This is a genomic window from Kitasatospora sp. RG8 (genome assembly GCF_017813315.1).
Lineage (GTDB): Bacteria > Actinomycetota > Actinomycetes > Streptomycetales > Streptomycetaceae > Kitasatospora.
This window is the reverse complement of record NZ_JAGIYX010000044.1, coordinates 24311-42299: the sequence shown is the minus strand read 5'-3', so window position 1 is coordinate 42299 and position 17989 is coordinate 24311. Positions and strand designations below refer to the sequence as shown.

The window sequence follows — 17989 nt, the reverse complement described above, 5'->3', positions numbered from 1 at the left end:
CTTGGATTCTGTCAGTCCCTACCTTGGAGGAACCGTTGGAGTTCGACGTCCTTATCGAAATCCCTAAGGGCTCGCGCAACAAGTACGAGGTCGACCACGAGACCGGTCGTCTTCGCCTTGACCGCATGCTGTTCACCTCGACCCGCTACCCGGCCGACTACGGCTACGTCGAGGGCACCCTCGCGGACGACGGCGACCCGCTGGACGCCCTGGTCATCCTGGAGGAGCCGACCTTCCCGGGCTGCCTGATCAAGTGCCGCGTCATCGGCATGTTCAAGATGACGGACGAGGCCGGCGGCGACGACAAGCTGCTCTGCGTCCCGGCGACGGACCCGCGCTGGGAGCACCTGCAGGACATCCACCACGTGTCGGAGTTCGACCGCCTGGAGATCCAGCACTTCTTCGAGGTCTACAAGGACCTGGAGCCGGGCAAGTCGGTCGAGGGCGCCAACTGGGTCGGCCGCGCCGAGGCCGAGGCCGAGGTCACCGCGTCGATCAAGCGACTGGCGGAGCAGGGCGGTCACTGAGCCGTCGTGCCCATCTCGTTCGCCCGAGGCAGTTCGAGGTAGGTCGAGGCAGTCGGAGGCCGGGGTGTGCGGAATCGTCCGCGGACCCCGGCCTTCGCCGTGTCCGCGGACGGGCGGAGCGGGCGGGCGGAGCGGACGGGCACGCAGCGGCACGGCAGCGGCCCGGCCCCCGGGCGCGGTTGTGCCCAGGGGGCCGTGCCGTCGGCGGCGGAGGCGGCCGCGGACTGTCGTCGGGGGGGCGGGCGCGCCCGCACCCGGTGCCCCGCCCGTGGTGCCGGGGCGGGCCGGGACTCAGCCCTCGTCGTCCAGCCGGAAGCCGATCTTCAGGCCGACCTGGTAGTGCTTGATCCGGCCGTCCTCGAGGTGGCCCCGGACCTGCGTCACCTCGAACCAGTCCAGGTTCCGCAGGGTCCGGGACGCCCGCTCGACACCGTTGCGGATGGCGGCGTCGACGGACTCGGTCGAAGACCCGACGATCTCGGTCACCCGGTAGACGTGTTCACTCATGACGGACTCCCTCAGCTGTACGACGGCCCCCGGTCCACCGTGCACCGCCTCCGGTCGCTCCGCACCCCGGCGACGGCAGCCGTAGGACGTGTCCGGGGCGCCCCCGGACGCCTCAGAACGCCGCCCGGACCTCGCCCACCGGCACGCCGCCGCCGAACAGCGGGGCGGTGCCGATCCGCTCGACGGTGTCGTCCTGCGTCACGACCCCGAGCCGGCGCAGCCCGGCCGCCAGGACCGGCCCGCGGGCCCGCTCGGCGCCGTCGTCGATCTTGAAGGCGAGCGCCCGGCCGTCCGGCAGCGCCACCACCTGCACCGCCTCGGCGCCCATCTTGGACAGCGCCCCCGGCACCGCCCGCATCAGCCAGGTGTCGGCACGGCGGGTGCCGGCCACGTACTCGGGGTGGGCGCGCATCGCGTCGGCCACCCGGCGCTGCGGGGTGCCCTCCGCGGCGAGCAGCAGCGCGCGGTAGCCGCGGGCCAGGCCGGTCAGGCTGACGGCCAGCAGCGGCGCGCCACAGCCGTCCACCCCGGCGTGGGCGACCGGCTCGCCGGTGGCCTCCGTGAAGGCCTCCCGGGCGAGCTGCTGGACCGGGTGCGCCGGGTCGAGGTAGCTCCCCGTCGGCCAGCCGTTGGCGACACAGGCGGCCAGCCAGCCGGCGTGCTTGCCGGAGCAGTCCATCAGGATCGGCGCGCGCCCACCGCCGGACTTCAGGTGCAGTTCGGCCTCGGCCTCGTCCAGCGGGAGGTCCGCCGGGGTCTGCAGGGCGGACTCGTCCAGCCCGGCAGCGGCCAGGATCCGCCTCACACCGTCACGGTGAAACGATTCTGCAGAGTGGCTGGACGCCGCCAGCGCCAGCAGCTCGCCCTCCAGCTCCAGGCCCGCCCGCAGCGTGGCCACCGCCTGGAACGGCTTGGCGCACGACCGCGGGAAGACCGGGGCGTCGGGGGCGCCCAGGGCGAACTCGACCGAGCCGTCGGCGGCGAGCAGCACCAGCGAACCGTGGTGCCGGCCCTCGGTGAAGCCCGAACGTATGACCTCGGCGAGGACGGGCAGGGCGGCGGGGTGGGACATGACGGGAGCCTTCCGGGGCGAGGGTGGGCCGGGGGCGAGCCGGGCCCTGCCCGCCCCCGGACGTGCTCACCCGGTCAGAGTGGGCCGCCTGCGAGCAGGTCCTCGACCCGTGCTTCCCCATCACGGTACCTGCGGGTGATTTCGGCACTGCAGCCGTCCGCCGTCCGCAGCAGCCGCTGCCGCCGTCCGGACACCTCGCGCTCGTGCGCCCGCAAGCGGTCCAGCGCGGCCAGCAGCTCCGACTCCGGATGGGCGGCCAGGTCGGCCAGCTGCACGTCGCCCATCAACTCGTCCGCCTCGAGCTGGGACTGGTGACCGCGCGGGGGCCCCAGCGTGACGTGCCGGGCCGAGCGCCGCACCGTCGACGGCGCGTCGGTGAGGATGGCCGGCAGCCGGTCCAGCAGGGCGCCGCCCGCCGTGGCCTCGCCCCCCGCCGCCGCCAGGACGGCGGAGCCCGGCCGGCGGTCCAGCTCGGCCCGGAGGATGTCCATCCGCCCGTGCAGCAGCCGCCGGAGGTAGGAGAGGTCGGCCTCCTGCTCCAGGGTCTCCCTGCGCAGGGTCCGCAGCTGGTCCAGGCCCAGCCCTTCCAGGTCGGGCTCCTCCGTCCCCCCGTCCGTCCCGCCCTCCGCCGGGCAGGCCCGGGCCCCCGCCGGTTCCGCGCCCCCGGGTGCCCGCCCCGACCGGTCCTGCGCCGCGCTGCTCGCGTCCATCAACCAACCACCTGCCGTCGTCCGATCCCGCCCGCTCGCGGCACCCCGTCGCCTGCCGCTGGTCCGGCCCGTCCCCCGGGCGGGCTTTCGCGCGCACCCGCCGCGCACACCCGTCCGTTGGCACGCCGGGGCGCCCCCGAAGGTTCCCGCCCCCGGGTGGCACCACCCGCCGGGGCGACACCACCAGAACGCCTGACCCATCGACTCGACCGCCCGGCCGAACCCGAACCGGGCCCGGCGCGGCGGACCTCTGGCGCCCCGGACCCCTCGTACGGTCCCCCAGCGTGCCACCCCGCCCACCGCCGGTGCACCGCCCGTGCACCCGAACGGCCCCCTGGCGAACGGGGGTGGCTGATACGACCGGGGCTTTCCGCAGGAACAACGGCGCCCGGCCACGCGCAGTTGCGCACCACCCGGCGCGCGCGGCAGTCGTACGCGCCCCCCGGGTCCGGATCCGCCCGGGCCGGTCAGGAGCCCGCCCCGGCGCCGCTCCGCGGACCTCCCGGGGGGCCCGCGGGAGGTCCCGCCCGCTCCGGCACAATGGCCGCATGCGAGCAGTGGTGCAGCGAGTGACCGAGGCCCGGGTGACCGTGGCCGGAGAGACCGTCGGCGCGATCGAGGGGCCCGGACTCTGCGTCCTGGTCGGCGTCACGCACGACGACACCCCCGCCAAGGCCGCCCAGCTGGCCCGCAAACTCTGGACCCTGCGGCTGCTGGAGGCGGACGAGAACGGCGTCGAGCAGTCCTGCTCCGACCTGGCCGCCCCGCTGCTGGTGATCAGCCAGTTCACCCTCTACGGCGACGCCCGCAAGGGCCGCCGCCCCACCTGGAACGCCGCCGCCCCCGGCCCGGTCGCCGAGCCGCTGGTGGACGAGGTGGTCGCCCGGCTGCGCGAGCTCGGCGCCAAGGTGGAGACCGGCCGGTTCGGGGCGGACATGCAGGTGGCGCTGGTGAACGACGGCCCGTTCACCGTCCTGGTCGAGGTCTGACCCACGTCGGGGGCTGACCTGCTGCGGGGTCTGGCCCACTGCGGGGTGGCCTGCCGCAGGATCCGACCCACGCCGGGGTCCGGCCTACTGCGGGACGATCACGTCCTGCGTCCCCGGAACCGTCCCGGCCAGCAGCACCGCGTCCACCGGGACGTTCCGCTTGACCACGGCCAGCGCGATCGGCCCCAGCTCGTGGTGGCGCGCCGAGGACGTGACGACGCCCAGCGCCCGGCCGTCCGGGTCCGAGGCCAGCCGCACCTCCGTCCCGTGCGGGGGCAGCACCTCCTCGGTGCCGTCCAGGTGCAGGAAGACCAGGCGGCGCGGCGGCCGGCCCAGGTTGTGCACCCGGGCGACCGTCTCCTGCCCGCGGTAGCAGCCCTTCTGCAGGTGGACGGCGGTCGACAGCCAGTCCACCTCGTGCGGGATGGTCCGGTGGTCGGTCTCGAAACCGAGCCGGGGCCGGTGGGCCTCGATCCGCAGCGCCTCGTACGCCCAGACCCCGGCCGCCGGGCCGTAGCCCCCGGTCAGCGTCGCCAGCTCGGCCCGCGGCAGGAAGAGGTCCCGCCCGTAGGGCAGCTCGCGCACCGCCGCCGCGCCCTCCGCCGAGGCGGTGGAACCGGCGGGCAGGTGCACCACCGCGTAGTCGGCGGTCGCGTCGGCGACCTCCACCCGGTAGAAGAACTTCATGCTCTCCAGGTAGCCGATCAGCGCCGGCGCGGTACCCGGCTCGACGTGCGCCCAGGTGGTGGTGCCGTCGTCGACCAGGTAGAGCGCGTGCTCGACGTGACCGTTCGGGGAGAGCACCAGCGCCTCGGTGGCCTGCTGCGGCGGCAGCGCGCTGACGTGCTGGGTGAGCAGCAGGTGCAGCCAGGACAGCCGGTCGTCGCCGGTGACGGTGAGCACGCCGCGGTGCGAGAGGTCGACGAAGCCGGTGCCCTGCGCGAGGTTGCGTTGCTCGCGGAAGATGTCACCGTAGTGGGCGGCCACGCCCTCGTCGGTTCCCTCGGCGGGGACGGCACCGGGCAGCGCAAGCAGCGGGCTCTTCATACCGGCCAGCTTACGACTGGCCCCCGGCACGCTTGGCGGTGCAGTCGGCACAGCGGCCGAAGATGGCGAAGTGCTTGAGGTCGGTGTCGAAGCCGTGCTGTTCGCGCAGGCTCTCGATCAGCGGCCGGGCGATCTCCGTCCCGGTCTCGGTGACCTGGTCGCAGTCCCGGCAGACCAGGTGCAGGTGGTGGTGACGGCCGGCCAGGTGGTACGTCGGGGCGCCGTGGCCGAGGTGCGCGTGGGAGACCAGGCCCAGCTCCTCCAGCAGCTCCAGGGTCCGGTAGACGGTGGAGATGTTGATGCCGCTGGCGGTCTGCCGGACGTGGCAGAGGATGTCGTCCGGGGTCGCGTGGTCGAGGGCGTCGACCGCCTCCAGCACGAGCTGGCGCTGGGGCGTCAGCCGGTAGCCGCGCTCGCGCAGGTCGGCCTTCCAGTCTCCGGAGAGCTGCCAGTCGGTGGTGCCGGTGTCCGCCACGGTGCTGTCCCTGCCAAGTCGGGGGTCCTGAGGCAAGTGTAGGGACCGGCCGGTGGCCGGTCCCTACCTCATGTGCGTGAGCCTTGCCCGGCGGGCTGAACCCGGCGGACGGCCGTGCTCAGCGGGCCGTGCTCAGCGGGCTCTGCTCAGCGGGCCCTGCTCAGCGGAAGAACGCGATGCCGTCGTCCGGCAGGTCGTTGATGTCCTTGATCAGCTGCGCCGGGCTCAGCACCTTCTTCAGCTGCGCCGACATGTACGGGCGCAGCGGCACCTCGGGCGCGGCCTTCTCGCCGACCCAGAGCAGCTCGTCGTTGACGAAGCCGTACAGGCGCTTGCCGCCGGAGTACGGCGCCGAGCCCTCGATCCGGGCCACCGCGTCGGTGGACACGTCGATCTGCGGCTTGCCGTCGGCCAGCTCGCCGTACCAGATCTCGACGGTGCCGTCGTCACGGACGGAGGAGATCTCGATGCCCCGGACACCGCTGGTGCCGTCGTGGTTGCTGGTGATGCGCCAGAACGAGTGCTCGTTCTCCAGCGGGCGGACCTTCTCGCCCTCGTTGTTCAGCACCCAGGTGCGGGAGCGGAACTCGAGGAAGGGCCGGCCGTCGTGCCGGAAGACGACCTCCTGGCCGAAGTTGCACTTCTCCGTGCCCGGGAAGTCGTAAACGCCCGCGCCTTCCCAGGTACCGAGGAGGAAGGCGAGCGGAACGACGTCCTTGTGGAGGTCAGAGGGGATCTCGATCATGTTCCTGGTCACTGTCGTCGGTGTGGGTCTGCTTCAACCGTACGGCAGCGGATCAGCGCTGGCCCTGGTACAGCTTCATCACCGAGAAGATGGCGAACCAGGTGATCAGCACGGCCATGAGGGCCAGCAGACCGTCGAAGAAGATTTCCAGACCGGACACGGGGGGCTCCCAGGGCGGCGACAGTGTGGGTGGATTTTGCTGCGCTCACTCTATCCGCCGGGTGTCGACGGGTCTCGGTGAGCCCCACCACGTCGGCGATCTAGGGTGTCGGCATGTCGTCGAACGCATCGCAGAGCGCGAAGAAGCTCGTCATCAAGGTCACCGCCGGGGCGGACGCGCCGGAGCGCTGTTCGCAGGCCTTCACGGTGGCGGCGGTCGCCGTCGCCAGCGGGATCGAGGTCTCGCTCTGGCTGACCGGGGAGTCGTCCTGGTTCGCGCTGCCCGGGCGCGCCGCCGAGTTCGAGCTGCCGCACGCGGCGCCGCTGCCGGACCTCCTGGAGTCGGTCCTGGCGGCCGGGACCGTCACCCTCTGCACCCAGTGCGCGGCGCGGCGCGGGATCGAGCAGAAGGACACCGTCGAGGGTGTCCGCATCGCGGGCGCCCAGGTCTTCGTCAGCGAGATCACGGCCGACGGCGTCCAGGCACTCGTCTACTGACGCCCCCACGGGCCGGGGCCGTCCCGGTCGGGTCGGTCCTGCCCGGGTCGGTCCCGGTCGGGTCGGTCCTGCCCGGGTCGGTCCCGGTCGGGTCGGTCCCGGTCATGGCCGGGGTCGTCCCACTTCGGGTCGTCCCAGCGCGGGTCGTTCCACCAGTCGTCCTCCGGGTCCCGCTTGTTGGCGAAGACCGCGGCGGCCGGCGGGATGACCATCGCGACCAGGCACATGCCGATCGCGGCCGGGACGGACCAGAACCGGACCGCGCCCCAGGCCAGCACGAACAGCCCGAGGCAGACGGCCATCATGGCGAAGTAGTAGCGGTGGCGCCGGCGTGCCTGCACGGTTCCACGGTATGCCCGAGGGCCCCTGCTCGGCAGGGGCCCTCGGTGACCCGCCCGTCGTACTCGCGGGGGGGGGTGGAATCAGACCGCGATCGCGACCTCGGTCAGGTTGCCCTGGGAGGCGACCACCTGGCGGTCCACGGTCTGGCCCGGGACCAGCGCACGCAGCGTCCACTTGCCCGGGCGGGCGAAGAACCGGAACTGGCCGGTCGCCGAGGTGGGCACCTCGGCCGTGAACTCGCCGCCCTCGTCGAGCAGCCGGACGTAGCCGTTGACCGGCTCGCCGTCTCGGGTCACGGAACCCTGGATGATCGTCTCGTTCGCCACGTCAACTCCTGCCAGGTCCGGGCCGCCGGCCTTCGCACCGCACATGTCTTGTCTTCCCTTCTGACTTACGGTTTCGAGCCGGTGGCTCAGTTGCCGAGCTCGATCGGCACGCCGACGAGGCTGCCGTACTCGGTCCACGAACCGTCGTAGTTCTTCACGTTCTCCTGGCCGAGCAGCTCGTGCAGCACGAACCAGGTGAGCGCGGAGCGCTCGCCGATGCGGCAGTAGGCGATGGTGTCCTTCGCCAGGTCGATGCCCTCGGCCTCGTACAGCGCCTTGAGCTCGTCGTCGCTCTTGAAGGTGCCGTCGTCGTTGGCGTTCTTGGCCCACGGGATGTTGCGGGCGCTCGGCACGTGGCCGGGGCGCTGCGACTGCTCCTGCGGGAGGTGGGCCGGGGCGAGCAGCTTGCCGGAGAACTCGTCGGGCGAGCGCACGTCGACCAGGTTCAGAGTGCCGATGGCGGCGACCACGTCGTCGCGGAAGGCGCGGATCGAGGAGTCGACGGCCTGCGCCTTGTACTCGGTCGCGGCGCGGGCCGGCACCTCGGAGACCAGGTCGCGGGAGTCCAGCTCCCACTTCTTGCGGCCGCCGTCCAGCAGGCGGACGTCACCGTGGCCGTACAGCTTGAAGTACCAGTAGGCGTACGAGGCGAACCAGTTGTTGTTGCCGCCGTAGAGGACGACGGTGTCGTCGTTGGCGATGCCCTTGGCGCTGAGCAGCGCCTCGAACCCGGCCTGGTCGATGAAGTCGCGGCGGACCGGGTCCTGGAGGTCGCTCTTCCAGTCGATCCGGATGGCGTTGCGGATGTGGTTCTTCTCGTACGCGGTGGTGTCCTCGTCGACCTCGACGATGGCAACCTTCGGGTCGTCCAGGTGGGCCTGGACCCAGTCGGCGTCGACCAGGACGTCGCTGCGGCTCATGGTGGTGTTCTCCATCCGGGGGCGGTTTGCGGAAGGTGCTGCTGGAGGGGTCCCCCGGCCGGAGGCTGGGGAGTGTGCTGCGGGTCGCCCGGCGGTGGCCGGTCCGAACTCTCGTCCGAATACTGGGACGGGAAGGGGTGCGCGGTGCGGCCGGGCGGTGATCTGCGATGGGCAGCGGCGACGGCGGCCCCGAAATCCGGGCCAGTCACCTGGGGAATCGGCGGCGGGCTTCAACGGCCCTGCCAGTACGCCGAGTTAGCGCATTCGACACAGACAGGCGGCCACGCGGCACAGGTCTACCGCCCGCCGCTTCGTGAGGTCCGTCTGTCGCTTCATGCCGACGATGCTAGGGACACCGGGCGCCCGCTGTCATCAGCGTATCGAATTCTGAGACCAGATGAATCGAATACTGAGATTTGACGATTCCACGGGCGGTGGGAACCGGCCAACGGCCGTTCGGAGGTCCGCAGAGGGGCGGGAACGACACCGCTCCGCGGCCGGCGCTGGACAGCGCGTCTCGCGGAGCGGAATGGTCGGTGGGTGGTGCCGCAGACAGCCGCGGACGGCCGCGGTCAGCCGATGACCTTGACGTCCTTGCCGTCGAAGGTCAGCTGGAGGCCCTCCTCCTGCGGGGACACCGAGGCCAGCCTGAGCCCGGCGGGCAGGGCGGTGAGGGTGAAGCTCACCGGCTCGACCTGCTGGTTGGCCAGTCCGGCCAGCATTCCGGCCATGCTGCTGAGCTTGAAACCGTCCGCGGTGACGGTGTTGCCCTCGCTGTGCACCGAGCCCTCGCCGATCGGGAGCGGCCCCAGCGCGGCCTTGATCTTCCCCGGGCCGCCGTAGGAGAGGCTCAGCCGCGAGCCGGAGCCCAGCCCGAGCTTGCCCGCGCTCGGCACCAACTGGGACGCCGGGGGCAGCAGCAGGGCGAGGTCCGCGTACGAGATCAGGCCGGTGCCGCTGCCGCTGTCCACGACGGCGCTGGTCATGCTGTCGCTCACCGCGACCCCGGCCAGCCTGGCCTTGAAGGAGTGCAACGCCACCTGGTGGGTGCCGTCGCCCACGGTCAGCCCGTCCGCCGAGATCTTGACGTCGTCCAGCTTCATCGACAGCACCTGGGTGAGGAACGGGAATCCCTCGATCGACACGTCGGGGCGCTGGCTCATCCGGCCGCTCTTCACCATCTGGTCGGCGGCCTCGTCCTCGGCCACCCCAACGGCGATCCGGTCGGCCCCCACCAGCAGGCCGCCGAGCACCGCCAGTCCGATCGTCGCTTTCAGCCAACCGCGCATCGCTCTCCCCCGTCGTCGCCCGTCGCCGTCGTCCTGCTGATCGTCGTTCCGGCCCCGCACATCCTGGTGCCGGGCCGCTCCCGGCACGACCGTACGACGTCCCGCCCCGGAGCATGGTTCCGGGGCAGGACGTCGCAGAGGCGGGCGCCGGGCTTCAGCCGGCCAGCAGGCGGGTGGCGATCCAGACCAGCGGCGAGGCCACCGCCAGCGGCAGCGCCACGCCCGCCGTCATGTGCACGAAGCGGGACGGGAAGTCGTACCCGGCCACCCGGCGGCCGACCAGCGCGCCGAGGCCGGCCAGGGCCCCCAACGCCAGGGGCGCACCCACGACCAGGCCGAACACCACGGCCGCGAGCAGGCCGAGCACCGGCCCCACCGGCACCGGACCCAGCTGCTTGGGGCCGGGCAGCGGCGCGGCCGCCAGCACCGTGGCCAGCGCGACGGCGCCGGCCGCCGCCGGCACCCAGTCGGCCAGCAGCAGCATGGTGCAGAGCACCGTCACCACGGTGGCCGAACCGAGCACGGTCAGCGCGTAGAACCGCTCCTTCGGGTCCGCGGGCCGGAACGTCTGCAGCACCAGGACCAGCAGGAAGAACCCGCCGAGGGTGCCGACCACGGCCGCCGCACCGCCGTGCGAGTCGGCCAGCAGCACGGCCACGTCGGCCGTGAGACCGGCCAGCGCGGCCAGCGCGATGCCCTGACGGGCCGGCCACATGCCGTTGAGGCGGAACCAGCCGGCCGCCGTCAGCGCCTGGAGCGCCGCGACGACCAGGGCCAGCGCGAACTGCCCGAGCGCCGCGCCGCCGGCCAGCAGGGCGGCGACGGCGGCGGTGATCAGGGCCGGCTGGAAGCCCGGGTCGATGATCGGCGAGCCGGTCCGGGGCGTCCGCGCGGGGGCGGCGGGCGCGGCAGGGCCGGTGGGCGCGGCAGCCGGGGCGGGCTGCGCGGGAACGCCGGCGTACGGAGCGCCGTGGTGCGGAGCGCCGTGGGCGGCGGGTGCGACCGGGGCGACCGGGGCGACCGGGGCGACCGGGGCGACCGGGCGCTTGAGCGTCATGGTCGGCTGGTCGAGAGCCGGTGCAGGGGCCGGGGCGGGGGCCGGGGGCTGCGCGAAGGCCGGGGCGGGGGCCTGGGCCTGGGCGGGGGCCTTGGGTGGCGCCGCACCCCCCACCACCACCGGCGGGAGCAGCGTCGTGGCCGCGGCGTCGTCCATCGGCGGGACAGGCGGGAGCAGGGTCGTCGCGGCGTCGTCCATCGGCGGGACGGGCGGCAGCAGCGCGGTCGCGGCGGCGTCCACGGGCGGCTGTCCGTACGGCGGCCGGCCGTGCTGCTGGTCCTGTCCGTACGGCGGCTGCTGCCCGTACGGCGGCTGCGCGTACTGCGGCTGCTGCCCGTACTGCGGCTGCTGTCCGTACGACTGCTGTCCGTACGTCTCCTGCCCCGGCGCGTGGCCCTGGCCGGGGGCGTACGGCTGAGCCGCGTGCCCCTGCTGCGCATACGGCTCCGGCGCGTACGCCTGCTGCTGCCCGTACGGAGGCTGCGGGTGCTGCGGGTGCTGCTGGGGCTGTGCCTGCGGCGGCGGCTGTTGCTGCTGCCAGCCGTCCGGGCCGCCGTTCACCTGGTTCGGATCCGTCACGCCGCTCACCCTCCCGCGAACGGCGGGAGCACCTCGACCGTGCCGCCCTCGGTGAGGGCCACGGTCGTGTGGTCGCGCCCGCCGACCGGCGAGCCGTCCACCAGGTAGGAGCAGTGCCCGAGCAGCCGGACGAGCTTCGGCCGGTCGGCGTGCCGCTGCCTGGCCCCGGCCAGCGCCTCCGCCAGGGTCGCCGCCTCGTACGGCTCCTCGGCCAGCCCGGCCTCCGACTTCGCCGCCGCCCAGTAGCGGATCGTCCCGCTCACCGGGGCGGCGCCCGCCGGCTCCGTGGTCGCACCCATGGCAACCCCTTCTCGTCGTCCTCGCCCCGGCCCGGATACCCCGGTCGGGTCGCCATCGGAGCGGCCGGCTTCCACCCGAAAGGTGTACGCGCACGGTGCCGCCGATGTGCGTCCCATGATGGCGTGTCCGCCGCCGCGACCGGCAACCGCCCTGGCCCGGCGGGTCCCGGCGGGCCGCCGAAGCTGTGGCCAGGCTCACCCCCGGCACGCCCGTCATCGGCGAACCGCGGCTTTCGGGCCCTCCCGGGGCGGGGGCCGGTCGGCTATCCTCGACCCCTGAGGGATCCGGGCAGAGTCGCCCCCGGATCCTTTTGTGCTTTCAGGACGCCAGTACGGACGTTCTTGCGATTCGTCGGTCCACCCCCGGCGCGTCGCGGGAACCGCCCCGCCATTTCACGGCACAACGACGTGCCGGGGAGCGGCCGGGGTGTACGGACACCCGGCGCCGGGCCGCCGCCCGGCACGGGACAGACCCGGAAGGTTCGCGGGATGAGCAGGGCAGAAACGGTGCCGCGGGGGTTGCGGGACCCCTGGCGCGCGAGCCGTTCGGTCGTGCACGCCGGCGAGTCCTCCGGTGGCAACCCGGTGTCCTCGTGCTCCCCCACCCTCCCGTCGCCCGCCGCCGCCCCTCCCGGGACGCGCTGCTCGCGACACCACCCAGATCGAGCGCCAACCGGCTGTGGCGGCAGCCGTCACGCGACCGCGACGACCCGGAAAGGGGACTACCGGGTATGAGTTCTCTCCTCCTCCTCACCAACGCGTTGCAGCCCTCAGCGGAGGTGCTGCCCGCTCTCGGCCTGCTGCTGCACAACGTCCGGGTGGCACCGGCCGAGGGCTCGGCCCTGGTCGACACCCCCAGCGCCGACGTCATCCTGGTCGACGGCCGGCGCGACCTGCCGCAGATCCGCAGCCTCTGCCAGCTGCTGCGCTCCACCGGCATCGGCTGTCCGCTGATCCTGGTGGTCACCGAGGGCGGCCTGGCCGCCGTCACCGCCGAGTGGGGCATCGACGACGTCCTGCTGGACACCGCCGGCCCCGCCGAGGTCGAGGCCCGGCTGCGGCTCGCCCTCGGACGGCTCCAGGTGGTCACCGACGACAGCCCGATGGAGATCCGCAGCGGCGACCTCTCGGTCGACGAGGCCACCTACTCCGCCAAGCTCAAGGGCCGGGTGCTCGACCTCACCTTCAAGGAGTTCGAGCTGCTCAAGTACCTCGCGCAGCACCCCGGCCGGGTCTTCACCCGGGCGCAGCTGCTCCAGGAGGTCTGGGGCTACGACTACTTCGGCGGCACCCGGACGGTCGACGTCCACGTCCGCCGGCTGCGGGCCAAGCTCGGCGTCGAGCACGAGCAGCTGATCGGCACCGTGCGCAACGTCGGCTACCGCTTCGTCGTCCCCGAGAAGCCGGACAAGGGCGAGCGGCCGGACCTCGCCCAGCGCACCTCAGCCCCGCTGGAGGCCTGAACCGAGGCCTGAACCGAGGACTGACCGGAGGCCGGGCGGCATCCCCGCCCGGCCCGTCCGGATTCGCCCCGGACTGTCCTGCGGACATCGTCCGGTAGCCGGGCTCACACTGCCCGAGCGGACGCCACACGCGTAGAATCCCCCCGTGGCCAAAGTGACGCGCGACGATGTAGCCCGACTGGCTGGGACCTCGACCGCGGTCGTCAGCTACGTCATCAACAACGGGCCGCGCCCGGTCGCGCCCGCCACCAAGGAGAAGGTGCTCGCGGCGATCGAGCAGCTCGGCTACCGGCCGAACAGCGTCGCCCAGGCGATGGCCTCCCGCCGCACCAACCTGATCGGCATGGTCGTCCCCGACGCCCGCCAGCCGTTCTTCGCCGAGATGGCGCACGCCGTGGAACGCGCCGCGTCCGAGCGCGGCAAGCTCGTGCTGATCGGCAACTCCGACTACGTGGACGACCGCGAGGTCCACTACGTCCGCGCCTTCCTCGGCATGCGGGTCTCCGGCCTGATCCTGGTCAGCCAGGGCCCCTCGCAGCGGGCCGCCGAGGAGTTCGCCGCGATGGAGGGCGCCAAGGTGGTGCTGCTGCACCGCCGACCCGAGGCGATCGACGACGTCGCCGTGGTCACCGACGACGTGGGCGGTGCCGAGGCCGTCGTCCGCCACCTGCTGGAGGAGCACGGGCACGCGTACGTGGCCTGCTTCGGCGGCCCGGTCGAGTCCCCCGCGCCCGGCGACCCGGTCATCGACCACGTCGAGGGCTGGCAGCGGGCCATGGACGCCCACGGTCTGCCCACCGAGCCGTACCTGATCGACGCGCCCTTCCACCGCTACGGCGCCTACGAGGTCGCGCTCGGCGTGCTGCGCTCGGAGCAGCGCCCGTCGGCCGTCTTCTGCTCCACCGACGACCAGGCGATCGGCGTGCTGCGAGCGGCCCGCGAGGTCGGCCTGCGGGTGCCGGAGGACCTCGCGGTGGCCGGCTTCGACGACGTGCCCGAGGCCGCGCTCGCCGACCCGCCGCTCACCACCGTCGCCTCCGACCGCGACGCGATGGCCCGGGCCGCCGTGGACCTGGTGCTGGACGACTCGCTGATGGTGCCCGGATCGGACACCGAACGGGTCCGCAAGTTCCCGTCGCGCCTGGTCATCCGCCGTTCCTGCGGCTGCAACCCGACCGGGGCGCCGACCCCGGCCTGACCAGGCTTTATGAGAAGTCAACGGGCTTCTCGGAGCGTTCTGAGCCCGCTCTCATCAAATCCTCATCCGCCGGGCGGACGTTGGTCGGCATGAGCGATCGACAGCACGGCAGCGAGCAGAACCAGCCCCACGAGCGGTACGACGAGCGGTACGCCGGACGGTACGACGAGCAGTCCGGTGGCGGTCAGCCGTACGGACAGACGTACGGCGACGAGCAGCCGCAGGCGTACCCGGACCCCGCCCAGGGTCAGGTCATCCCGGGCACCGTCCTCGGCAGCACGACCACCGGGTTCCCGCCGGCCACCGGCTACCAGGCCCCCGGGTACCCCACCGCCGGGACCCCCTCGGTCGGGACCCCGCCCCCTCCCCCGCCCGCCGGGCCGCCGCCCACGCCCCCCGAGCCGCCCCGGCCCGGCGAGCCGGCCTCCCACGGCGGCCGGGCCCGGCGCGGCCTGCTCCGCGGCCGGGTCGCCCTGGTCACCGCCGTCGCCGCGGTCGCGGCCGTCCTCGGCGGGGTGACCGGCGGCGTGGTCGCCGCCGAGGGACACGTCTCCGCCGGCCGGACCGCGACCGTCGCCAGTCCGGTCTCCGCCCGCTCGGACGGCAGCGCCGACGTCGCCGCCATCGCGTCCGCCGTCTCGCCCAGCGTCGTCCAGATAACCGTGAAGACCGCGAACGGCACCTCCACCGGCACCGGCGTCGTCCTCACCAAGGGCGGGCAGATCCTCACCAACTACCACGTGGTCTCCGGCGCGGCCGACGGCGGCCAGGTCACCGTCAGCTTCAAGGACGGCTCCACCGCCAGGGCCACCGTCACCGGCACCGACAAGGCCCTGGACGTCGCCGTGATCACCGCGAGCGGCGCCGGGAACCTCACCCCCGCCACCCTGGGCGACTCCTCCACCGTCGGGGTCGGCGACCCGGTCGTCGCCATCGGCAACCCCGAGGGCCTCACCGGCACCGTCACCTCGGGCATCATCAGCGCCGAGAACCGCGAGGTCACCGTCCAGGTCGACGAGGGCACCACCAGCGGCAACGGCGGCTTCGGCTTCCCCAACCTGCCCGGCCTGCGCGGCAGCACGCCGCAGAGCGGCGGCGAGACCGCCACCTACAAGGCCTTCCAGACCGACGCCGCGCTCAACCCCGGCAACTCCGGCGGCCCCCTGATCAACGCGAGCGGCCAGGTCATCGGCATCAACTCGGCGATGTACTCCGCGAGCGGCTCCAGCTCCACCGCCGGCAACAGCAGCGCCGGAAGCGTCGGCCTCGGCTTCGCCATCCCGATCAACGACGTCAAGCAGGTGCTGCCGAAGCTGCAGGCCGGCCAGAACATCTAGACGGACAATTACTCCGAGCAGGTCCCCTGGCTGAGCAGGCCCCCAGCAGGCTCTCCGACGATGAGAAAGGGCAACCGCCCATGAGCCCGTCCGCCGACGACCGCACCCCCGCCGAGCCCGGGCAGGTCTCCGCCCGGCTCCTCGTGGTCGACGACGAACCCGCCCTCCGGGACGCCCTGGAGAGCAGCCTCGCCTTCGAGGGCTACGAGGTCGCCACCGCCACCGACGGCTACGAGGCCCTGGAGTCCGTCGAGCGCGACAAGCCCGACCTCGTCCTGCTGGACATCATGATGCCCCGGATGGACGGCCTCACCGCCGTCCGCCGGATGCGCTCGCGCGGCGACACCGTCCCGGTCCTGATGCTCACCGCCCGCGACGCCGTCGGCGACCGCGTCACCGGCCTCGACGTGGGCGCCGACGACTACCTCGCCAAGCCCTTCGAACTCGACGAACTGCTCGCCCGCGTCCGCGCCCTGCTCCGGCGCAACGCCCTCGCCACCGAGGCCGCCGCCCGCGCCGCCGCCGTCGAGGACGACACCGAGGTCCTCGCCTTCGCCGACCTGCGGATGAACACCGCGACCCGCGAGGTCACCCGCGCCGGCAAGCCCGTCGAACTCACCCGCACCGAGTTCATGCTGCTGGAGATGTTCCTCTCCCACCCCCGCCAGGTGCTCACCCGCGAGCAGATCCTCAAGGCGGTCTGGGGCTTCGACTTCGAGCCCTCCTCCAACTCCCTGGACGTGTACGTGATGTACCTTCGCCGCAAGACCGAGCAGGGCGGCATGCCCCGGCTCATCCAGACCGTGCGCGGCGTCGGCTACGCCCTCCGCCCGGCCGCCGGCACCCCGGCGTGAGCGGCACCGCCCCGCCCCCGCCCCTGACGCCGCCTCTGACGCCGCCCCGCGCCCCGCGTCGGCCGCGGGTGATCAGCTGGTACCGCGCCCAGTCGCTGCGCAGCCGGCTGACCGTCCTGACGGCGGCGGCGGTGGCGGTGGCGATCGCACTCTCCGCCCTGGCGTGCTGGTTCATCGTGGAGAAGCAGCTCTACGGCCAGGTGGACCGCAATCTTTCCACCGCACCTCCGTCGCCGATCCAGAACGTACCGCCCGGCGCCAGGCCACCTCAGCAACTGCTCAGGGACTCCTACTGGTGCGCGTCGACGACGACCGGCGCACTCGCAGCCGCGACCGCGGCGAACGCGGCCACCACGCCGGGAACCGGCGGCCGGATACTGGTTGGTGCCCCCAAGTGGACCGACCAGGTGATCTCACCCGACGGTGAACCGTGCGTGCTCACCGGCGCCAAGCACGCCATCACCATCACCGCGTCCGATCTCAAGGCCCTCCAGAACCCTTCCCGGCCCGGCCACTACACCTATCGAGACGGGACGTTCAACACCGGCGAGGACGTCCGGGTCCGCGTCTCGACCTTCATGTCCGAGGGGAAGGTCTACGGCTACCTGGTAGCCGACCAGGTCACCAGCGTCGAGGAATCCCTCAAGCAACTCGCCTTCATCCTCGGCGGAGTGGCCCTCGGCGGGGTCATCCTGGCCGGCCTCGCCGGGCGTCTGGTCGCCCGTTCCGCGCTCAAGCCCGTCGACCAACTCACCGACGTGGTCGAGCACATCGCCCGCACCGAGGAGGTCGGCACCACCATCCCGGTGCACGGCAGCGACGAGATCGCCCGGCTCTCCACCTCGTTCAACTCCATGTCCACCGCCCTCGCCAACTCCCGGGACCGCCAGACCCGGCTGATCGCCGACGCCGGGCACGAGCTCCGTACGCCGCTCACCTCGCTGCGCACCAACGTCGACCTGCTGATCCGCAGCAACGAGACCGGCCGCCCGCTGCCCCCGGCCACCAAGACCAAGCTGCTCGGCAACATGAAGGCGCAGATGCAGGAACTCACCGTCCTGATCGGCGACCTGCTCCAGCTCTCCCGGCCGGACTCGCCCAAGCCGGTCCGCAGCCTGTCCGTCGTCGCTCTGCACGAGATCGCCGAACGCGCCGTCGCCCGGGCCAAGTTGCGCGGTCCCGGGCTGGCCTTCGAGACCGACGTCGCGCCCTGGTTCGTGCACGGCGACGCCGCCGCCCTCGAACGGGCGGTGATCAACCTGCTGGACAACGCGGTCAAGTACAGCCCGCCGGGCGGCACCATCGAAGTCCGCCTAGAGCAGGGCGTGTTGACCGTTCGCGACCACGGACCGGGCATCCCCCCGGACGAGTTGCAGTACGTCTTCGACCGGTTCTGGCGTTCACCGTCCTCGCGCCAGCTCCCCGGCTCCGGGCTCGGGTTGTCGATCGTCGCGCAGAGCGTGCGGGAGTCCGGCGGCGAGGTGTCGCTCGGCCCGGCCCAGGACGGCGGCCCGGGCGCGCTGGCCACCGTCCGCCTGCCGGGCGGGCCGACCCCCACCTGACGGTGCCGGGAACGCAGAACGGGCGGGGCGCCCC

The 17989-nt window shown here is 73.1% G+C and carries 20 protein-coding genes and 1 pseudogene; 8 read left to right on the top strand and 13 right to left on the bottom strand.

Annotated features, from left to right (window positions below; translation table 11 throughout):
• Positions 1-35 precede the first annotated feature (35 nt).
• On the top strand, positions 36-527 hold the full coding sequence (locus J5Y04_RS37925; protein WP_148643392.1) for an inorganic diphosphatase: 492 nt from the start codon (positions 36-38) through the stop codon (positions 525-527).
• Between the two features lie 291 nt (positions 528-818).
• On the opposite strand, the gene J5Y04_RS37920 is transcribed toward J5Y04_RS37925, so the two are convergent.
• The 3 genes from J5Y04_RS37920 to J5Y04_RS37910 all read right to left on the bottom strand — a co-directional run bounded on the left by J5Y04_RS37920 (position 819) and on the right by J5Y04_RS37910 (position 2816).
• Positions 819-1034, bottom strand: a complete 216-nt coding sequence (locus tag J5Y04_RS37920; protein WP_148643393.1) for a dodecin — start codon at positions 1032-1034, stop codon at positions 819-821.
• Between the two features lie 112 nt (positions 1035-1146).
• Entirely contained in the window at positions 1147-2106 is a 960-nt protein-coding gene (locus J5Y04_RS37915) for an asparaginase (protein ID WP_209417087.1), read from the bottom strand.
• Between the two features lie 74 nt (positions 2107-2180).
• Complete coding sequence (locus J5Y04_RS37910; protein ID WP_245206276.1) at positions 2181-2816, bottom strand: ABC transporter substrate-binding protein; 636 nt, start codon at positions 2814-2816, stop codon at positions 2181-2183.
• A 548-nt stretch (positions 2817-3364) separates the two neighbouring features.
• On the opposite strand from J5Y04_RS37910, the gene dtd reads away from it, so the two are divergent.
• Positions 3365-3805 carry a D-aminoacyl-tRNA deacylase gene (dtd, locus tag J5Y04_RS37905; protein ID WP_148643396.1) on the top strand — a complete coding sequence of 147 codons (441 nt, stop codon included), beginning with the start codon at positions 3365-3367 and terminating at the stop codon, positions 3803-3805.
• 84 nt (positions 3806-3889) lie between these two features.
• Here dtd and J5Y04_RS37900 read toward each other — a convergent pair whose 3' ends face one another.
• From J5Y04_RS37900 to J5Y04_RS37890, 3 genes are all read right to left on the bottom strand, one after another.
• The gene (locus J5Y04_RS37900; RefSeq protein ID WP_209417086.1) at positions 3890-4852 is read right to left on the bottom strand and encodes a folate-binding protein YgfZ; all 963 of its coding nucleotides are present in this window, start codon (positions 4850-4852) and stop codon (positions 3890-3892) included.
• 10 nt (positions 4853-4862) lie between these two features.
• Entirely contained in the window at positions 4863-5327 is a 465-nt protein-coding gene (locus J5Y04_RS37895) for a Fur family transcriptional regulator (protein WP_148643398.1), read from the bottom strand.
• A gap of 160 nt (positions 5328-5487) precedes the next feature.
• Positions 5488-6072 carry an FABP family protein gene (locus J5Y04_RS37890; RefSeq protein ID WP_209417110.1) on the bottom strand — a complete coding sequence of 195 codons (585 nt, stop codon included), beginning with the start codon at positions 6070-6072 and terminating at the stop codon, positions 5488-5490.
• 273 nt (positions 6073-6345) lie between these two features.
• On the opposite strand from J5Y04_RS37890, the gene J5Y04_RS37885 reads away from it, so the two are divergent.
• Positions 6346-6729, top strand: a complete 384-nt coding sequence (locus J5Y04_RS37885) for a DsrE family protein (RefSeq protein WP_148643399.1) — start codon at positions 6346-6348, stop codon at positions 6727-6729.
• 89 nt (positions 6730-6818) lie between these two features.
• On the opposite strand, the pseudogene J5Y04_RS37880 reads toward J5Y04_RS37885, so the two are convergent.
• The 7 genes and pseudogenes from J5Y04_RS37880 to J5Y04_RS37855 all read right to left on the bottom strand — a co-directional run.
• Positions 6819-7070: pseudogene (locus tag J5Y04_RS37880) on the bottom strand (DUF3099 domain-containing protein); the annotation flags it as partial.
• 81 nt (positions 7071-7151) lie between these two features.
• A complete protein-coding gene (locus J5Y04_RS37875; RefSeq protein WP_093861460.1) occupies positions 7152-7442 on the bottom strand; it encodes a DUF1416 domain-containing protein in 291 nt (96 codons plus the stop codon).
• Between the two features lie 41 nt (positions 7443-7483).
• Positions 7484-8317 carry a sulfurtransferase gene (locus tag J5Y04_RS37870; RefSeq protein WP_209417084.1) on the bottom strand — a complete coding sequence of 278 codons (834 nt, stop codon included), beginning with the start codon at positions 8315-8317 and terminating at the stop codon, positions 7484-7486.
• Between the two features lie 255 nt (positions 8318-8572).
• The gene (locus J5Y04_RS44090) at positions 8573-8653 is read right to left on the bottom strand and encodes an Ms5788A family Cys-rich leader peptide (protein WP_350517234.1); all 81 of its coding nucleotides are present in this window, start codon (positions 8651-8653) and stop codon (positions 8573-8575) included.
• Positions 8654-8889: 236 nt separating this feature from the next.
• Positions 8890-9606, bottom strand: coding sequence for a DUF2993 domain-containing protein (locus tag J5Y04_RS37865; protein ID WP_209417083.1), 717 nt, complete (start codon positions 9604-9606; stop codon positions 8890-8892).
• A gap of 154 nt (positions 9607-9760) precedes the next feature.
• Positions 9761-11242 (bottom strand): hypothetical protein, encoded by a 1482-nt coding sequence (locus tag J5Y04_RS37860; protein ID WP_209417082.1) that lies wholly within the window; start codon positions 11240-11242, stop codon positions 9761-9763.
• A 5-nt stretch (positions 11243-11247) separates the two neighbouring features.
• The gene (locus J5Y04_RS37855; RefSeq protein WP_209417081.1) at positions 11248-11541 is read right to left on the bottom strand and encodes a MoaD/ThiS family protein; all 294 of its coding nucleotides are present in this window, start codon (positions 11539-11541) and stop codon (positions 11248-11250) included.
• Between the two features lie 731 nt (positions 11542-12272).
• On the opposite strand from J5Y04_RS37855, the gene J5Y04_RS37850 reads away from it, so the two are divergent.
• From J5Y04_RS37850 to J5Y04_RS37830, 5 genes are all read left to right on the top strand, one after another.
• Entirely contained in the window at positions 12273-13004 is a 732-nt protein-coding gene (locus J5Y04_RS37850) for a response regulator transcription factor (protein WP_209417080.1), read from the top strand.
• A 145-nt stretch (positions 13005-13149) separates the two neighbouring features.
• Entirely contained in the window at positions 13150-14202 is a 1053-nt protein-coding gene (locus J5Y04_RS37845; protein WP_209417079.1) for a LacI family DNA-binding transcriptional regulator, read from the top strand.
• An 89-nt stretch (positions 14203-14291) separates the two neighbouring features.
• Positions 14292-15539 carry a S1C family serine protease gene (locus J5Y04_RS37840; RefSeq protein ID WP_209417078.1) on the top strand — a complete coding sequence of 416 codons (1248 nt, stop codon included), beginning with the start codon at positions 14292-14294 and terminating at the stop codon, positions 15537-15539.
• 80 nt (positions 15540-15619) lie between these two features.
• Positions 15620-16393, top strand: a complete 774-nt coding sequence (locus tag J5Y04_RS37835; RefSeq protein WP_209417077.1) for a response regulator transcription factor — start codon at positions 15620-15622, stop codon at positions 16391-16393.
• Positions 16394-16461: 68 nt separating this feature from the next.
• The gene (locus J5Y04_RS37830; RefSeq protein ID WP_209417076.1) at positions 16462-17955 is read left to right on the top strand and encodes a cell wall metabolism sensor histidine kinase WalK; all 1494 of its coding nucleotides are present in this window, start codon (positions 16462-16464) and stop codon (positions 17953-17955) included.
• Positions 17956-17989 lie beyond the last annotated feature (34 nt).